Raw genomic sequence first — 15,973 nt, forward strand, 5'->3', positions numbered from 1 at the left:
AGAGGCCGGGCCTGGCAGGTTGCCTGGCTCCTGGGTCCGAGGGGCCCCGCTGCCGGGGCCATGCTCGGAGTGGTAGTTCTTTCGCTCAGACTCGGCCGGGCCCTGGCCCGACCTGGAAGGACCCTATGCGCTTCAAAGTCACTCTGTTGTTGCCCGTCGCGTTGCTGGCGTGGGGCGTGATGCCGGCGTGCTCCGGTGATGACGACGACAAGCCCGACTCCGGCTCCCAGGATGGCGGCTCCACTCCCACCGACTCGGGCACCGACGCCGGTGGCGACCCGAGCGACGGCGGCACGGGCACCGCGACCTGCCCGTCCGGCGCGCTCATCTGCGAGACGTTCGAGAACGGCTCCTCGGGCTGGGATGTCGCGCACACGCACTCCACCATCGAGGCGGACGGCACCAAGCCGCACACCGGCACGCGCTCGCTGCACGTGGTGACGGAGGACGGCATCGACGAGAAGCAGGGCGAGGGCGAGGCGATTGCCCGATGGATGCGGACCATCCCCGCGTTCGAGACGCAGCTCTTCGTGCGCGCGCACGTCTTCATGAAGTCCTTCCCCGGCGACCAGGGGCAGATGGGCACCTATTTCGTGCTCTTCTCCGACAGGGACTCGGACTTCGGCGGCATCGAGCTTCAGGTCATCCGCGACACGGGCTTCGCGCTCGATGACTGGTCCGCCCGTGCGGGGCAGGGTTGGAACCGGCAGGGGCCGCCCGTCACCCTGGGCATGGCCGCTGGCCGCTGGGTGTGTCTGGAGTGGGAGGTTCGCCGCCCCACCGCGTCGAGCACCCACGGCAACGCGCGCGTCTACGTGGATGGCTCGCTGGCCCACGACTTCACCGACATCGGCATGCGCTCCTTCAACAACTTCTTCGTGGGCTACGGCTTCGTGCATCCCCAGGGCCCGTCCGCCTCCGAGACGTGGATCGACAACCTGGTGGTCAGCCGCACCCAGCGCGTCGGCTGCGAGTAGCACCCGTCGTCACCGCCGGCCCGGGTTGCTCCCCTGGGCCGGCGGCTCGCGCGGCCTTCGTGCGCGGCGAATGTCAGGACAGGCTGGTATGTTCGTGTTTATTGTACATGAAGCCTTGCCGCCGTCTCGCGGCGGAGGTCTGTCAGGAGCGGGTCATGTCGTTGAAGGAGCTGGCGCGGCAGACGGTGCGAATCGCGGAGCAGGGGACGTATGTCACGCCCTCGGGGCGGCACGTCTCGATGGGAAACCTGGTGGAGCGCGCCGTGAGCGGGACGGTGCTGTATCGCCCCGGCGACTTCGAGCGGCTCTCCGTTCGCGAGCGGGGCCTGGAGCCCCGGGTGCCTCGCCTGGAAGTCACGAGCGAGAAGACGGGACAGGCCGCGCGGCGCCTGGTGGAGCAAGAGGGCGAGACGCGGGTCGCCGCGCTCAACTTCGCCTCCGCGAAGAACGTCGGAGGTGGCTTCCTGGGCGGCGCGAAGGCGCAGGAGGAGGACCTGGCACGTTGCTCGGCGCTCTACCCGTGCCTCCTGTCGCAGCGGGACTACTACGACTCGAACCGGGCCGAGCGCTCGATGCTGTACACCGACCACCTCATCTACTCGCCGGACGTGCCGTTCTTCCGGAACGACTCGCTGGAGTTGATGGAGCAGCCCTTCTGTCTCTCCGTGCTCACCGCGCCCGCGCCCAATGCCGGCCAGGCGCTCCGCGTGGACCCCCAGGTGCGTCCCCAGGTCCACGCCGTATTGCGAGCGCGGGCGCTGAAGGTACTCCAGGTGGCGGCGCACCATGGGCACGAGGTCCTCGTCCTGGGCGCGTGGGGGTGCGGCGTCTTCCGCAACGAGCCGGCGGAGGCGGCCAGCGCCTTCTCGCTCGCGCTGGCGGCGCTGCCCGGCGCCTTCAAGCGCGTGGTGTTCGCGGTGTACGAGCGGGGCGGAGACGGGCCCAACCTGCGCGCCTTCCGCGAGCACTTCGCCTGACGCGAGGCCCGTGGCGCGGGCGCGGATTTAACTCGGTTTAATTCCACCTCAGCCCCGGTTTGGAAGACAACTCCCTCAAGCGTTCACTTCAGGGGGAAGCCGATGCGAGGGGATTGGGGCGGTCCGGGGGAATCGCCGGTGGGTGTGGCTTGGGCGTCGGACGTCGCCGCGCGCGCGGGAGGGCTGTCATGGGTCTCTCGCGCGGGGGATGCTCGCACCGTCCGTGTCCTCGTCGGCCCCGCGGGGATGCTGTCGGTGCTCGAGGACTTCGCGCGCGGCGTGGGGGGCGCCGCCGCGAGTCCGGGCATCGTGGGGGACGTCCTGCGCTGGTCCGGGTGGCAGGTGGACTTCGACGTCACCCAGTGGGAGGCGCTGGCGGCGTACCACCAGTTCCTCGCCACCGGCATGCTCTCCGAAGCGGTATGCGAGGCGCGCGGCGTCTCCATGGCGACGCTCCAGGTCGCGGTGGGGGAGGCCCGCTTCGTGGGCGCGGAGCGCACGCAGACGTGGCTCGGCCGGGAGGCCAGTGTCTTCACCACCGACGAGAAGACCGGACGCGAGGCCTTCCACTACACCGCGCTCATGGGCAACGTCGTCCTGCGCAGCCGGGGCGAGGTGGGGGACACGAGCAGCCAGCTCCACGAAGTCACGTTGACGGGCGTGGCCCACCAGCTCGTACAGGCGCTGCGCCGGGTGCACCCGAGGACGGCGGCGCATGGCGACACGGCGGCGCTCGTCTTCACGGCGGACGAGGCCGAGCGGCTTCGTCAGGGCGCTCGTGACTGGCTGCGGGCCGCCGAGGAAGGACACCCGCCTGGAGAGGACGGCGCGCCCGAGTGGGTGCGGCGGATGGCTGGCGCGGAGTCCTCGGAGGAGGCCCTCACCTGGCTCTTCACCTCCGCGAGCGATGCGGCGCGGGTGGCGGAGCGCGTGCTGGAGCTGGGCGCGTTCCTCCTGGAGTCGGACGCGGCGACGGCCCAGGCGTGAGGGGTGGGCGCCGGAGACGGCGCCGCGACGTCAGGGGTAGCGGGCGAAGACGGGCACGCCCATGGACACCGACTCCGTGGACAGCTCTGGCTCCGTGCGGGTCAGCGGCTGATAGGCATCCACGGGTGACGCGCAACCGACGGCGAACTCCGCCGCCTCGCGCAGTTTCTCCAGCGCCCGCTCCGTACAGTGGAGCGTGATGAGGGGAAGGAAGCCCGGCTCGCTCATCCACTTCACCGCACCCAGCAGATGGTGCGCGCTCAGGAAGCCCGTCACCGCGTCCCGCAAGGCACGGTTCTCCTCTCCCGCGGCATGCAGGACAGCCCGCCTGTCTCGGGGGGGCGGGGCCGCTCGGGGCCCTCGCTCTTCCCGGGGCATGATGATGGTCTCAATCCACATCGGAGCGCCCTCCGGACGGAAAACCCAATGGCGCGCTGACCAGGTGAGGCTGCTTGCTCTCTGGCCATCGGGAAGCTGGAGAATGATGCGCGAATTCACTTCGAGTTGTTTCTCTTCGCGCGCCAATTCCTTCTCGGAGGGCGACAAATTGTGAAAAATCGGAGTGACCCTGAAACACACGATGTCTGGGGTTGCCCCACAGGGTGGGTGGATTCCGCGTAGGCGCGGGCCCTCACCTGTCCATGGGCGGACATAGGGATAGGACCCGAGGGTATGTCAGGCTGGGGTACATGAGACCTGGCCGCGCGGTGAGCCCCGAGACGCTGCATCCGACGCTTCTCACCCTGCGTGAGGGCAAGCGAGCGCGGTGTGCAGGGGGCGTTTCCTGAGCCGGCCCGAGGTCGCCCATGCCCACCGGAACGCCCTCCCACCGCAGTCGGCGCAGGCGCGCCGCGGGCACGGCCGTGAGAGCGAGCCGCGTGTCGCGTGAGGAGGGCACGCGGGCCGTCACGCCGCGAGGGCTGGGGCCGCCCGCCGTCTTCGTGGGGCGCAAGCAGGAGCTCCAGCGGCTGGGCACGCTGATGCGGAAGGTGCGCACCGGCGTCGTCTATGGCCTGCCGGGCGTGGGCAAGTCCGCGCTGGTGGCGGCCGTGGCGGCGAAGCATCGAGGGCCCGTCGTCCACCGCCGAATCGCTCCCGGCGACACGCTGGACGCGGTGGTCGACGACGCGCGGCGCCTCTTGCGCGAGGCCCCGGTGGCGCAGGCCTTGTCGGACGACTCGCGGCTGGAGGATCTGGCGCGGGAGCTGGAAGCGCGCCGGGCCTTGTTCGTCCTGGATGACCTGCACGTGTTGAGGCCGGAGGAGCGGTTGGCGCTGGTGGAGGGGCTCGGCGGGCGGCTGCGCCATGGCGCGCTGCTGGCGACTTCGCGCGAGGAGGTGCCGCGCCATGCCGCGAGCCCCGACCGCTTCGAGCTGCGGTTGGATGGGTTGCCGGAGGCCGCGGCGAAGCTGCTGTGGCGTCAGTTGGACACGCTGTACGGCTCCCGGGAGGGCTTCGCCGCCGCGTGGGCCCGCTCGCGAGGCGTGCCGTTCCTGCTTCGCCGCGCGCACGCGAATGACGCGGATGTGGAGGAGCCTGTGCGGGCGGCCCTCGCCGCGCTGCCTCCAGACGAGCGACACGTGGCGGCCGTGCTGTCCCTGTCGGAGCTGCCGCTGCCCGCCTCGGCCCTGCGCGAGGTGCTGCCCGGGGAGGCCGCCAGCGAGGCGCTGCGAAGGCTGGGTGCGCGGCTCCTCGTGGAGACGGATGCGCGCGGTCGCCACGGCGTGCATGACCTGGTGCGCGAGGCGTTCCAGACGCTGCTGGATGCCGACGAGGCGCGCGCCGCGCACGAGGCGCTCCTGCGTCTGCTCGAGCGCGAGCCGCTGCCGGAGGTGGTGAGGGTGCGCGCGATGTGCCGCCATCTCCAGGCCCTGGGGCGCCATGAGCAGCGTCGGGCCTTCATCGTCGAGCAGGCGGAGGCGCTCGTGCGGCAGGGCGCGGCCGGTGAGCTGCTGACGTTGCTGGGCTCGCTGCCGCCCATGCCGCGCACGCCGGACGTGGGGCTGGCCAGGGCGCGGGCCCAGGTTCGGCTGTTGGACTTGCGCCGTGCCTATTCGGAGCTGCTGGCGCTGCGCGCCTCGCTCGGGGACGAAGCGGACGCGGCGCTGCGCGAGCAGGTGGGCACGGTGCTGGTGCGGGTGGCCCTCTTCTCGTTGGAGCTGGACGCGTGCGAGCGGACGCTGACGGCCATGCCCATGCCGCGCGACGCGGAGGTCTTCCTCCAGCAGTTGCTCGCCTGGGCCGCGCTGCGCTTCTTCCAGGGCCGGCTGGACGAGTCCCTGGAGATGCTGGACGCCGCGTGCGCCGCATCCGAGGACAAACGCGTACTCGGCTGGTGCGCCTATGCCCGCGCGCTGATGTGCTGGATTGAAGGGCGGGACGAGGGGCTCGAGGAGCCGCTGAGCCAGTGTCTGTCCTTGCTGGAGGGCGCGCCGCTCAACTCGCGCGGGCCGCTGGTGGCCGCGATGTCCGCGGGCATCCTCAGTCGGCTGGGGCGCTTCACGCAGGCCCAGGCCGCGCTGGATGGCGCGCGCGAGCGGCTGGGAGAGCTGGGCGCGCCGAGGCTCGCGCTGGAGCTGGACTGCATCGCCGCGCTGGTGCTCGGAGAGCGGGGGGAGCGTCGCGCCGCGCTGGCCGGACTGCGAGAGGTGGCCGGCCGGGCGGAGCAGGGGGGCTATCTCTTCATCCACCACCTCTCCCGCGTCTGCGCGGGCCGGATGCTGCTGGAGCTGGGGCGTCGCGCGGAGGGGCTGGCGCTGCTGGATGAGGCGGCGGCGGATGCACGCGCTCGCGGCGCCGAGGGACTGGCTCGCGCCGCCGAGGCCGCCCGTTCCTCGGACGTGCTGCGACAGGTGGAGCGGCCCTCCGCCGTGGAGCCTCGCGAGGTGCGCCCGGGCGTGGCGGCCCGGCAGCGGGCCCTGGCGGCGCTGGCCGCGGCGACCGCGGGTGACAGCGTGCGCGCCGAGGGACTGCTGGCCTCGCTGGAGCCCCTGGCGCGAGGAGAGGACTACGCGCTGGAGCGCGCGCTGGCCCACCTGTCCCGGGCCCTTTTGCACCGGCTCTCCGAGCGCGCGAACGAGGCCCGGACTTCACTGGAGGCGGCGGCGCGCTCCGCGTCGGAAGGCGCGGCGGACCCGGAGCTGATTCCGGAGCTGGCGCGCACGCTCGCCTCGCTGCGGGTGGTGACGTCCGATGGCTCCCACCTCGCCGTCGAAGCACCCGCCGCCGCGTCCAACGCCGTGGTGCTGGACGCCAGGGACCATGCGCTGCGCGCGGGAGGACAGACTGTCTCTCTGGCGAAGCGCGTGCTTCCTCGCCGCCTGCTGTACGCGCTGGCCCGGCAGCCGGGGCGCACGTTGTCGAAGGAGGCGTGCGTGCGGGCCATGTGGGAGGCGGACCATGACCCGCGCCTGCACGACAACGCGCTGCGCGTCCACGTGCGCCACCTGCGGGAGATGCTGGAGGGCACCGGCGCGCGCCTCGTGTTCGAGGACCCGGGCTATCGGCTCGAGGTGCCTCGGGGCTTCGCCTTCGTGCGCGACGAGCCCGGCGCGAGCTAGAGCGGCAGGTCCACCACGAAGGTCGCGCCACCGCCGGGCGAATCCTCCACGCGGATGTGCCCGCCGTGCGCCTCGACAATCTGCCGGACGATGTAGAGGCCCAGCCCCATGCCCCCGGTCCGCTGCGCGTTGTCGCCCTGGGTGAAGCGCTCGAAGATGCGCTCGCGGTCCTTCTCCGGGACGCCCTGGCCGCTGTCTCTGACTTGGAGCCGCAGGGTGCCGCCGTAGCGCGTGAGCGAGAGGTGCACCGGATTGCCGGAGCCGTAGCGCAGGGCGTTGGACAGGAGGTTGCTCACCACCTGCTCCATCCGCAGCCGGTCGAAGCGGCCCATCATCGGCCCCTCCACCGAGGCGTTGAGCTGCACGCCCATGTGACGGGCCTCGTCGGTGAAGCGCGCGACGAGGTCGCCGACGACGGCCGCGAGGTCTCCCTCGGTGAAGTGGAAGTCCAGCTTGCCGGTCCGGATGCGGCTGACATCCAGCAGGTTGTCCACCAGCGCGCTCAGCCGACGCAGTTGCCGCTCGGTGGCCCCCAGCTTCGCCTGGACCTTGGGGGCGCCGAGCGTCTCCATGGGCGTGTTCTCCCCCATGCGTTGCAGCAACTGGGCCTGGAGGCGCAGCGACGTCAGCGGCGTGCGCAGCTCGTGGCTGGCGAGCGAGAGGAAGTCGTCGCGCGTGCGCACCGCCTCCTGGAGCGCGGACTCCGTCTCCTTCAGCGCGGTGATGTCCAGGAGGGCGCCCCGGAAGACCACCACCTTGCCCGTCGCGTCGCGCAACACCCGGGCCCGGCTGGTGAGCCAGTGCCACGTACCGTCCGGCCAGTACGTCCGGAAGGTGGAGGTGTACGAATCCATCTTGCCCGCGAAGATGTCATCCAGTTGCGCCTGGACTCCGGGGCGGTCGTCGGGGTGAAGCGACTCGATGAAGCGCTCGTGGGTCCACTCCGCCAGCGGATGGGGATAGCCGTAGAGCCGGTCATGCCCCTCCGAGCGGAACACCTGTCCGGTGGCCAGGTTCGTCTCCCAGACGGCCATCTGCGCCGAGTCCAGGGCCACCTGGAAACGCTCGCCGAGCTGACGGAAGCGCTCCTCGGTCCGGGCCACCTCGTTCTCCGCGCGCTGGCGGCGGGTGATGTCGGCGGCGAGCACCCACGTCTCCTCGCCCACCACCTGGACATTCACGTCCAGCCAGGTGCGCGAGGGCAGCTCCGCCAGGAAGCGTCCTCCCTCGCGGGTGGCGAGCGCGGTCATCAGCCGCTCATGCAGCGAGGTGCCCGCTAGCGCGGGCTCCGCGACCCAGGGCTCCTGGCCTCGGAGCTGGTCGGCGGGGAGGCCCAGCAGCGCTGCGGCGCGGCCGTTGACCTCGCGAATGCGCCCCTGGGCGTCGAGAGAGAGGAACGCCTCGCTCATCATCTCGCGCAGCACACACAGGCGCGCATCGGCGGAGAGCCCTGCTTCGTCGGCGGCGACGGCAGGCAACACTCGCGTGTCGTGTGAGGTGTCTTTCGGGGGGCCAGACACGGGGGACGGCGCGGAGTTCATGTAGACCTGAACCGTCCCCTGACGCTCCAAATGCGTCAAGTCGCCTCCTCCGGTTGGAGAATCGTGACGCGGCCCTGCGTCGGCACGCCGGGCCATCCACCGACCCTTGCCTCGGCCCCTCTTCCGGCTGGCTCCGCGCGGAGGGCGGGACATGCGACTCAGGACCCGCCTGAAAGCGCGGTCGGGTCCTCGATGGGCGTCGGCATGACCCACAGGCCCGTGGGCTGGAGGTACGCCTGGTCGAAGGCGTAGAGGATGCCGTTCCACCGGTCCGGGAAGAGGGCCCAGTTGTACTCGGTGGGCGGCGACGTCAGGGGATTTCCATCGCGGTCCGGCTGGCTGTACGCATAGTCGGCGTAGTTCCAGACCACCGTGCCGAACTCCGTGCGCAGCAGCGGGGTGAGAATCTGGAGCAGCGCGACACGCGACACCTCGTCCGGCTGCTGCACCGAAGGCGAGAAGACAGGCTGGGCCATGTCGTGCTGCTCGCGCCAGGCGATGTAGTTGTTGCCCATGGCCACCAGCGCGTCGCGTGCTGCCGCCGTCGGGGCCACGCGGGCCTTCTCGTAGAGGGCGAAGGCGGCCACCAGCAGGCTCTTGTAGTGCATGCCCGGGAAGACCTGGTCGAACAGGTAGGGACGCGGGACGTCGTTCGCGTGCGCCAGCGCGTAGGCATAGGCCTGCGAGGCCTGCGCGGGCACCGCGTCCACTAGCGTGAACTCCGCGAGCACGCGCTCCGGCGTCACCGCGCCCGCTCCCGCGCGCCAGTCCATGTACAGCTGACCCGAGCCGCCGATGTCATTGAAGATGGCGAGGTTGCCCTCGTGGAGCGTGCGCTCCAGCGTCACGACGATGCTCTCCGCCTTGTCGAGCGGCCAGAAGCCCGGAGCACTCCAGTAGAGCGCGGCGAAGCGCGCGGCGGTGGCGGTCAGCGTGCGCACGTCGAGCAGCGCCGCGCTGTTGAGGGAGGTGATGAGCGAGGCGAGCGAGGCGGCCACGTCGATGGGCAGTCCGCGCAACACCAACTCCAACCCCAGTTGCTCCGGCGCGACGCGGAGCTGGGCGTCGAGTCCCACGCGCTGGAGCGCATGAAGGACGGACAAGGAGGGCTGTCCGCGCGCGGCGGCGATGACGCGCCGGGCGATGGCCGTGCCCAGCATGCCTTCGCCACCTGTCTGTGACGCATGGGGCGCGAAGGTGAACCAGTTGGGTCGCACGGCGCTGGCGCCACCGGGTTGGAGCGTCGGGTCCAGCACCGCGCCCACCTCATAGGCGAGTTCGATGTAGCCCAGGGTGATGCGGCGGTTGTCTTCCAGCGGAGTGGCAGCGGGCTGAGCCTGGGCCGACGCGGAGGCCAGAGCGGTGGCCAACGCCAGGATGGAGAAAAGGCGGGACGAGGGAGCGGAACGGAGTAGGCGCATGGGGACACCGGCGGGGACAGGCGTGGGGCCCCAGGGAGGTAGCCACGGGGCATGTCCATCCCAAGCCGTACCGACTTCGCCGCATTGCAGCAGTGTCCGAAGGACGACGAATCCAGACTGGACGAAGTCCATGTGCCCCATGAGCGGGGCTGTTCCGGCGGAGGAGGCGTGGGTGCGTCACGCCCTCACAGGTGTCGAGCAGCGTGCTCCACCCACAGCGAGCCCGGAGCGGTGAAGACGTCCGTCGCGTGGGCTTCGGTGACCCACCAGCCTCCTCGGGCGAGCTCCTCCTCGAGCTGTCCGGGCGCCCAGACCGACAGGCCCTCGAAGGTGAGCGAGCTGCCGACGGGCAGGCGGGGCTCACGGCTTCCCTCGTACCAGGACAGGCCAGTGAGCAGAGGCTGGGCTCCCTCGGGTGGTGGGTTGGCCAGCGTGAGCGTGGTGCGATGTCCGGTGCTGACCGGGCCACCCCAGCGGTCCACGCCTTCGGGAAGAGGTTGGTTCTGGTGGGTGCGCACGCGGTTGAGGACCAGTCCCCAGGTGCTCCGCGCCGGGCCCGCATCCAGCAGCAACACCACCGTCTCGTCGAAGGCGCCCGACACGCGACCGGGCCGGGAGACGAGGAGCGCGCCCGGCTTCAACTCCACGGGCTCGTGCTCCAGCGCCTTGAGCACGTCGATGATGCGGGGAAAGAGCACGAGCATCGACAGCGCGGCGAGGAGCCACAACAACGCTCCGTGTCTCCGGACCAGGGTCCTCACGTCGCCGCGCTCATACGGATGATGGCGTACCGACGCGTGGGCGGCGTCGTTGTCGAGGCCGCCATCTTCACGGCTTGCGAGGCGGCGGGGCTGGCTGCTGGAGTTCCGCCTGATGCTCCGCCTTGAAGCGGGCGAGGGCGACGGCGGGGTCGATGTCCTCGAGCCGCTCGGTCTTCTCGCGCGAGGACGCGGTGAGCTGGTCCGCTTCGGAGAGGTCGCGCTGCTTCTTGCCACCGTGCAGCCAGCGCAGCGTCAGCACGAAGACGACGTAGATGCCGAGGGCGATGAGTCCGTACTTGAGGAGCCACCCGGCCAGTCCGATGACGATGCCGATGGTGGCCAGGGCGAGCAGGATGCCGATGGGGACGAGCACGCCCACCTTGACGAGTGTCTCCTTGTCCTTCCCCTGCATGAGGCCTCCCCCGGTGTCGACAGCGGATGCGCGCCGCGCTCCACCTGCCGCGACGGGACAGCATAGGTTGAACAGCGGGCGACTGTAAGAGCGGGGGATGCGGAGGCCTGGCTCACGAGGGTGGCGTAGGCACCGCCATCCTTGGAATTCAGTCTGGTGACTTCAGGCGGGCCAGGTCGGAGGGTGTGTCCACGTCCTCGTCGCCACCTGGAAGTGGGACGGTGACGACGCGCGAGGGCTGATGGGCAATCACACCGCGCGCCCCCTGCTCGGGGGAGAGTGACGCCAGTTCGTCGAACACGGAGCGAGCGAACAGGGCAGGCACTCCGCGCGTTCCGTCGTACTCGGAGGCGACGACGGGAGCACCGGTGTCGCGCCACGTGGCCACGAGTGCTTTCAGGTGAGCGGCGCCGACGCGGAGTTGATCGCACAGCATGACGAGCACGGCGTCCACGGCGGGCGTGAGGGCCTCGGGTGCCGAGAGCAGCGCAGCGAGTCCCGCCGTCAGTGAGCCGCCCGGCCCGAGCGCCCAGTCGGGATGCACCACGAGTCGAACGGGGAGTCCGCTCAGCTCCGAGGCGATGGCCTCCCGGTGAGCACCCAGGACGACGACCACGGGCCCACCGAGGGACAGGGCTGCCTCCGCGGCGCGACGAATCAGCGTCTTTCCTTCGTGGACGACGAGCTGCTTGGGATGCCCGAGGCGAGAGGAGCCGCCCGCCGCCAGCAACACGACACCCACCGTCGTGCGAGTGTGGTCGATGAGCTGCTTGGGATGCCCGAGGCGAGAGGAATCGCCTGCCGCCAGCAACACCTCATCCCCCGTCGTGCGAGTGAGGGCGGGGTCGCCCACATCTGGAGCGCCTTGTCCGGTTACACAGTCATCCGAGCGGGAGGCCGCGTCATGGGCGTCAGGCGCTGCCCGTTGTTCGCTCTCAGTGCCCGCGGCGGCTGAGTCGAGGCTTGTCCGTGGCGGCGACTGCTGCTCGCGCTCGGTCGTGCGTGGTGGAGTAACGGCGGCCGACGAGAGGCGTGTCCGTGGATGCGATTGCTCCTCGTGCCTGTCCGCGCCCGCTGGGACGGGAGCGCCCGGTTTCGAATCTCCCGTCACGCGAGCTTCCGCACGGGAGGCGTCGCCGCCGTGTGGATGGGGGCCTGTCGTTCGCGCAGCTTCCCGCCTTCGCGGTCGGCGACGACGGCCTGAAGCTCGGCGACGATGGAGAGGGCAATCTCCTCCGCCCCCTCCGCGCCCAGGTCCAAGCCGACTGGCGCGTGGAGCTTCTCCTGCATCGCCGCGCCGGGCGTGGAGGGGAGCGCGGCGAGCAGCCTGTCCGTGCGAGAGCGAGGCCCCAGCACACCCAGGTAGCGAAAGGCGCGTGGCAGCAGGCCCGCCAGCAGCTCCTGGTCCTGGGGCAGGCTGTGCGTCATCAACACCGCCAGCGTCCGGGGAGACAGCGGCACGGTCGCCGCGGCATCGCGCGCCTTCGCGGACACCACCGCGTGCGCCAGGGGGAAGCGACGCCGCAGTGTCTCCGTGGGGCGGTCGGCGACGACTGTCACCCGCCATCCCAGCCCCGCGGCCTGGGTCACCACAGGGGCCACATCGAAGCCGCTTCCGAAGAGCACCAGCGAATGAGGCGGCTCCACCACCTCCACCAGCACATCGGCCCCGCCGCACGGCCCGCTCCAGGTGCGGCCCACTTCCAGCGCTTCGAGGGCGGCCTCGCGAACAGCGTCACCCAGGGGGCCCGCGATGTGCCCGGCCTCCAGCCCGTCATCGCGCAGCAGCAGTCGAGCACCCACGGCGTGGGTCGGCCCCTGATACACGGTGGCCACCACCGCGCGGCGTCCCAGGTTCCGGGCCTCGGCCGCGAACGCGAGTGCATCCACGGGGCCCGGCTCGCAGCGCTCCAGCAGGACGTCCACGACTCCATTGCAGCCGAGCGCGAAGGAGAAGCTTCCTTCGTCCTCGGCGCCTTCGCCCGTCGAGTCGTAGCGCAGCACGCGCGGCCCGGTGCTCGTCCAGAAGAACGCCTTGCGGACGATGTCGGCCTCCAGGCATCCGCCGCTCACGCCGCCCGCGAGCCAGCCGTCCTCGCCCATCAACATCCGGGCGCCGGGCTTGCGGTACGACGAACCGGACACGGCGACCACCGTGGCCAGTACCCAGGGGCCTCGCGAGTGCGCGCGAGCGCGGAGGATGGCGTCCAGGTCCTTCATGTTCCGCCGCTCATCGTAGCAGAGGCGCGAGCGTCAACGGACCACGGAGCTGTCGTGGGGCTTCACCGGCACGGCGTCTGTCGAGAACCGTGCGAGGACCCGCGCGGCGAGTCGAGAACCCTCTACGCAGAGGAAGACGAGGAGCACCGGCTCGATGAAGTACTTGAACCGCATGTTCTCGCCCTTCTCGAACAGGATGCTCACCACGACGACGAACAACACGGGAAGCACCAGCCCGGCCACACGGAGCCACGCTGCCCGGTCCTCGAGTCTCTTCAAGGCCGGCACCCCGGTGACGAGCAGCAGCAGCCAGAGCATGGGCGAGGAGAAGACGAAGTCGAGCGGCTCGCGCCACGGCAGCCGATCCACCAGGACATGGGGCTGGTAGCGACTGGAGGGCTCTCCATACAGCGAGGCATTCTCCGCGAAGGAGGCCAGCGTCACGGAGAGGGGTTGTTCGAGCAGCGCCCGACGACACACGTACTTCAAGCCCACCGAGTAGCGCAGGGCATCCAGGTGGTTGTAGTTGTAGTAACCCCCCAGCTTCTCGTCCTGGCGCAGCACGGCGGCGCTCGAAGGAGAGGGCAGGGAGGCGGGCAGCACATGCGGAGGCAGGCGCACGCCGCCGAGGTCTGGCTCTCCCTGGCCGATGGCTCGACAGAGGTTGAGTCCGTCGAAGGTGGACGTCATCGACGTGCCGAACAGCGCGAGCTGCTTGGCGACGTAGGGCCCCGCGAACAGCGTCACCACCGCGAGGTACCGCCCCACGCGTCGCAGGGGGACGCTCCTCAGCACGAGGCACAGGGCCACGAGCAGGAAGAAGGGCCACTGGAAGATGGAGCGCACGAAGAAGAGGACGAGCGACGCGGCGGCGAGCCGGGCGATGGAGCCGCCCTCCCGTTTCAGTTTCCACAGCTCGAAGCAGAACCACAGGAAGGCGAGCGCGCTGGCCGCGGTGCTGTCCAGCAACGTGGCGAAGGCGAGGGCCCCCGGGTGCAGCGCCGTCACCCCCGCGCCGACAATCGCAGCCGGCCTGCCCGCCAGCCGATACACCCAGGCGAAGACGAGCGTCACGGTCGCCGCGAACACGAGCGCCCACGCGACATAGGTCCACCGGTCCACGGCGTCCACCAGCGCCGCGCTGTCGAGCGCGCCGTGGACCCAGGCGAGCACGGCGCGGAACACGTCCAGCAGGGGAGGCTGGATGTGCAGGTACCAGAGCGAGCGCACCGGCTCCTCACGCAGCTCCCGGAGCGACAGCGTCTGCATCATCCGCTCGGAGTTCCACGCCTGGAAGCGCAGCCCGTCCGGCGTGAACCGGCGGAACAGCGCCTCCAGGGCGAGCAGGAACAGGAAGGACACCGCGAAGACGACGCCTTGCTCGCGTCGGCTGGCGACGCGGCGGACAGGCTTCGCTGGAAGAGCCGAGGGGAGGGGAGAGGAGTCAACCACCAGGGTGGAGTCTCGCAGCCTCTCCGGCCTCTCGTACAGAGGCCCTCGGCGCCTCGCCGTGGTGGCTCAGGCCCGCGCCCACTTCCGACGAAGCGCGAAGGCCGCCAGGGTCAGCAGCCCCAGGGGACCCGCGAAGCCACCGCCCGTCGCTCCGCAGCCACCGTCATCGTCGGACTTCCCCGGCCCATCCGTCCCAGGGCCGGAGTCAGGAACCCCCGCGTCCGGGGTGCCAGGGCCCGAGTCTGGAGTGCCGGGCCCCGCGTCTGGCGTCTCGGTAACCGGACCGGACGAATCCCCATACGCGCCGATATGGCCCGGAGTGGTTACAGTGCGTGCCTCGGCGGAGACGTGCTTCACGTACTGCCAGTCCACTGGGAGGGCCGCGGCCTCGGAGGGCGCCGCCACGGCGGTCCCACGCAGGGGCGAGCCCTGGGCCAGGTGGAAGTCCTGGCCCGCGAGGTCCACGAAGCCGGGCGTGGTGCCAGTCAGGTTACCGCCGGTGTCCACGACGGAGACCGGGACTCCGGCGAAGGTGGACACATAGCCCGGCTTGTACCAGTTGCCGCCATGCCGCAACGTGCCAAGCTCGTCCGTGAGTGACAACGTATTGCCTCCCGCCGCGGCCACCAGGACGACGTTGCTGGTGACGTGGGCCGTCTGGGCATTCGAGGACAGCCGCAGCAGCGTGGTGCGGTCCGTGCGCGAGGAGACGACGGTGTTGTGGAAGAAGTAGAGCTGGGAGCGGTACGTGGACGTCGTCCCGTTGTCCCCGCCGAAGTGGACGATCTGCCGGTTACCGGCGCCCTCGGGCTCCAGCAGCACGTTGCCGTAGACGAAGGTGCGCGAGTAGGACGCCGCCGCGCGGACAGTCACGCTGTCCGACTCGACGAGGTCCAGTTGCCGGTTACCGCCCTCAATCCAGTTGTAGCGGATGACGGTGCCGGCGGACCGGTCCTTCAGGTTGTTTCCCAGACACCCGGTGCACAGCGGCCCGAAGCGGTTGAACTGGTAGGTGATGCCCAGCGCCTCGGTGTATGCGTTGTGCTCCAGGATGCTGCCGTTGTTGCCGTTGCCGAGGATGTGATTGCGCTCGACGAGCAGGTCCGACGTCTCGTTGGCGACGAACAGGCCGTTGCCGCTGTCCTCCAGGACGCAGCCGCGAATGGTGAGGTGCTCGCCCTTCTCGATGAAGATGGCGGCGGCGTTGGTGGTGTAGGTGGAGGCCCCGCTGCGCCCGGTGAAGGCTCCTCGGGCGCGGCGCAGGTGCAGGTCCTCCACCACCAGGTAGGCGGGCATCGTGTCGGCGGGCGTGTTGGAGCCGCCAATCTTCAGGATGCCGCGCTGCTCACTCCAGAAGTTGAGCTGCGAGCGCGTCGTCGCGTTCTCCCCGACGATGACCGGCAGGTTGCCCGCCGCGTCGCGCACGCCGCGCACGGTGATGGGCGCGGAGGCCGTGCCGCGCACCCCCAGCACCCACTTCTCCGCATAGGGCGTCGGGCGCGCGTGGATGAACACGGTGTCACCGGGCTTGAGCGACTCCCAGGGCACGGCGCCAATGCTGGCGAAGGGCTGGCCAGGGCCGACGCGGTACTCGGTGGCCTGGGCGACGAGCGACTGGAGCAGGACGAGGAAGACCCATCGGAAACGGTGCATTTCACGGAGTGT

At 70.6% G+C, this 15,973-nt stretch carries 13 protein-coding genes; 4 read left to right on the top strand and 9 right to left on the bottom strand.

From position 1 onward, the window contains the following. The first annotated feature begins 125 nt into the window (after positions 1-125). The 3 genes from G4D83_RS40855 (at position 126) to G4D83_RS40865 (ending at position 2,941) form a co-directional block, all read left to right on the top strand. A complete protein-coding gene (locus G4D83_RS40855) occupies positions 126-977 on the top strand; it encodes a hypothetical protein (protein WP_163870364.1) in 852 nt (283 codons plus the stop codon). A 155-nt stretch (positions 978-1,132) separates the two neighbouring features. After that, a complete protein-coding gene (locus G4D83_RS40860) occupies positions 1,133-1,954 on the top strand; it encodes a TIGR02452 family protein (RefSeq protein ID WP_163870365.1) in 822 nt (273 codons plus the stop codon). Between the two features lie 138 nt (positions 1,955-2,092). Next, positions 2,093-2,941, top strand: coding sequence for a hypothetical protein (locus G4D83_RS40865; protein ID WP_163870366.1), 849 nt, complete (start codon positions 2,093-2,095; stop codon positions 2,939-2,941). 30 nt (positions 2,942-2,971) lie between these two features. On the opposite strand, the gene G4D83_RS40870 is transcribed toward G4D83_RS40865, so the two are convergent. Further along, positions 2,972-3,229, bottom strand: a complete 258-nt coding sequence (locus G4D83_RS40870; protein WP_240357100.1) for a hypothetical protein — start codon at positions 3,227-3,229, stop codon at positions 2,972-2,974. Positions 3,230-3,747: 518 nt separating this feature from the next. On the opposite strand from G4D83_RS40870, the gene G4D83_RS40875 reads away from it, so the two are divergent. Next, a complete protein-coding gene (locus G4D83_RS40875) occupies positions 3,748-6,501 on the top strand; it encodes a winged helix-turn-helix domain-containing protein (protein WP_163870368.1) in 2,754 nt (917 codons plus the stop codon). Here the strand turns inward: G4D83_RS40875 and G4D83_RS40880 are convergent. The 8 genes from G4D83_RS40880 to G4D83_RS40915 form a co-directional block, all read right to left on the bottom strand. Next, the gene (locus G4D83_RS40880; protein WP_240357101.1) at positions 6,498-7,982 is read right to left on the bottom strand and encodes a sensor histidine kinase; all 1,485 of its coding nucleotides are present in this window, start codon (positions 7,980-7,982) and stop codon (positions 6,498-6,500) included. The genes G4D83_RS40875 and G4D83_RS40880 overlap by 4 nt on opposite strands. A 218-nt stretch (positions 7,983-8,200) precedes the next feature. Continuing rightward, a complete protein-coding gene (locus G4D83_RS40885) occupies positions 8,201-9,463 on the bottom strand; it encodes a hypothetical protein (RefSeq protein WP_163870370.1) in 1,263 nt (420 codons plus the stop codon). Positions 9,464-9,648: 185 nt separating this feature from the next. Then, positions 9,649-10,224 (bottom strand): YqgE/AlgH family protein, encoded by a 576-nt coding sequence (locus G4D83_RS40890; protein WP_163870371.1) that lies wholly within the window; start codon positions 10,222-10,224, stop codon positions 9,649-9,651. Positions 10,225-10,291: 67 nt separating this feature from the next. Further along, complete coding sequence (locus G4D83_RS40895; protein WP_163870372.1) at positions 10,292-10,636, bottom strand: hypothetical protein; 345 nt, start codon at positions 10,634-10,636, stop codon at positions 10,292-10,294. A gap of 148 nt (positions 10,637-10,784) precedes the next feature. After that, the gene (locus tag G4D83_RS40900; protein WP_163870395.1) at positions 10,785-11,378 is read right to left on the bottom strand and encodes a nucleotidyltransferase family protein; all 594 of its coding nucleotides are present in this window, start codon (positions 11,376-11,378) and stop codon (positions 10,785-10,787) included. Between the two features lie 365 nt (positions 11,379-11,743). Beyond that, the gene (locus G4D83_RS40905) at positions 11,744-12,856 is read right to left on the bottom strand and encodes an XdhC family protein (RefSeq protein ID WP_163870373.1); all 1,113 of its coding nucleotides are present in this window, start codon (positions 12,854-12,856) and stop codon (positions 11,744-11,746) included. 33 nt (positions 12,857-12,889) lie between these two features. After that, entirely contained in the window at positions 12,890-14,218 is a 1,329-nt protein-coding gene (locus G4D83_RS40910; protein WP_163870374.1) for a hypothetical protein, read from the bottom strand. Positions 14,219-14,374: 156 nt separating this feature from the next. Continuing rightward, positions 14,375-15,961 carry an MYXO-CTERM sorting domain-containing protein gene (locus tag G4D83_RS40915; RefSeq protein ID WP_163870375.1) on the bottom strand — a complete coding sequence of 529 codons (1,587 nt, stop codon included), beginning with the start codon at positions 15,959-15,961 and terminating at the stop codon, positions 14,375-14,377. Between the last annotated feature and the right edge of the window lie 12 nt (positions 15,962-15,973).

Source organism: Myxococcus eversor (assembly GCF_010894455.1).
GTDB lineage: Bacteria > Myxococcota > Myxococcia > Myxococcales > Myxococcaceae > Myxococcus > Myxococcus eversor.

Excerpts from the sequence above, each read along its gene's own strand:
- G4D83_RS40885 (WP_163870370.1), bottom strand. The coding sequence starts at position 9,463 with ATGCGCCTACTCCGTTCCGCTCCCTCGTCCCGCCTTTTCTCCATCCTG.
- G4D83_RS40855 (WP_163870364.1), top strand. The coding sequence starts at position 126 with ATGCGCTTCAAAGTCACTCTGTTGTTGCCCGTCGCGTTGCTGGCGTGG.
- G4D83_RS40915 (WP_163870375.1), bottom strand. The coding sequence starts at position 15,961 with ATGCACCGTTTCCGATGGGTCTTCCTCGTCCTGCTCCAGTCGCTCGTC.
- G4D83_RS40905 (WP_163870373.1), bottom strand. The coding sequence starts at position 12,856 with ATGAAGGACCTGGACGCCATCCTCCGCGCTCGCGCGCACTCGCGAGGC.
- G4D83_RS40875 (WP_163870368.1), top strand. The coding sequence starts at position 3,748 with ATGCCCACCGGAACGCCCTCCCACCGCAGTCGGCGCAGGCGCGCCGCG.
- G4D83_RS40895 (WP_163870372.1), bottom strand. The coding sequence starts at position 10,636 with ATGCAGGGGAAGGACAAGGAGACACTCGTCAAGGTGGGCGTGCTCGTC.
- G4D83_RS40860 (WP_163870365.1), top strand. The coding sequence starts at position 1,133 with ATGTCGTTGAAGGAGCTGGCGCGGCAGACGGTGCGAATCGCGGAGCAG.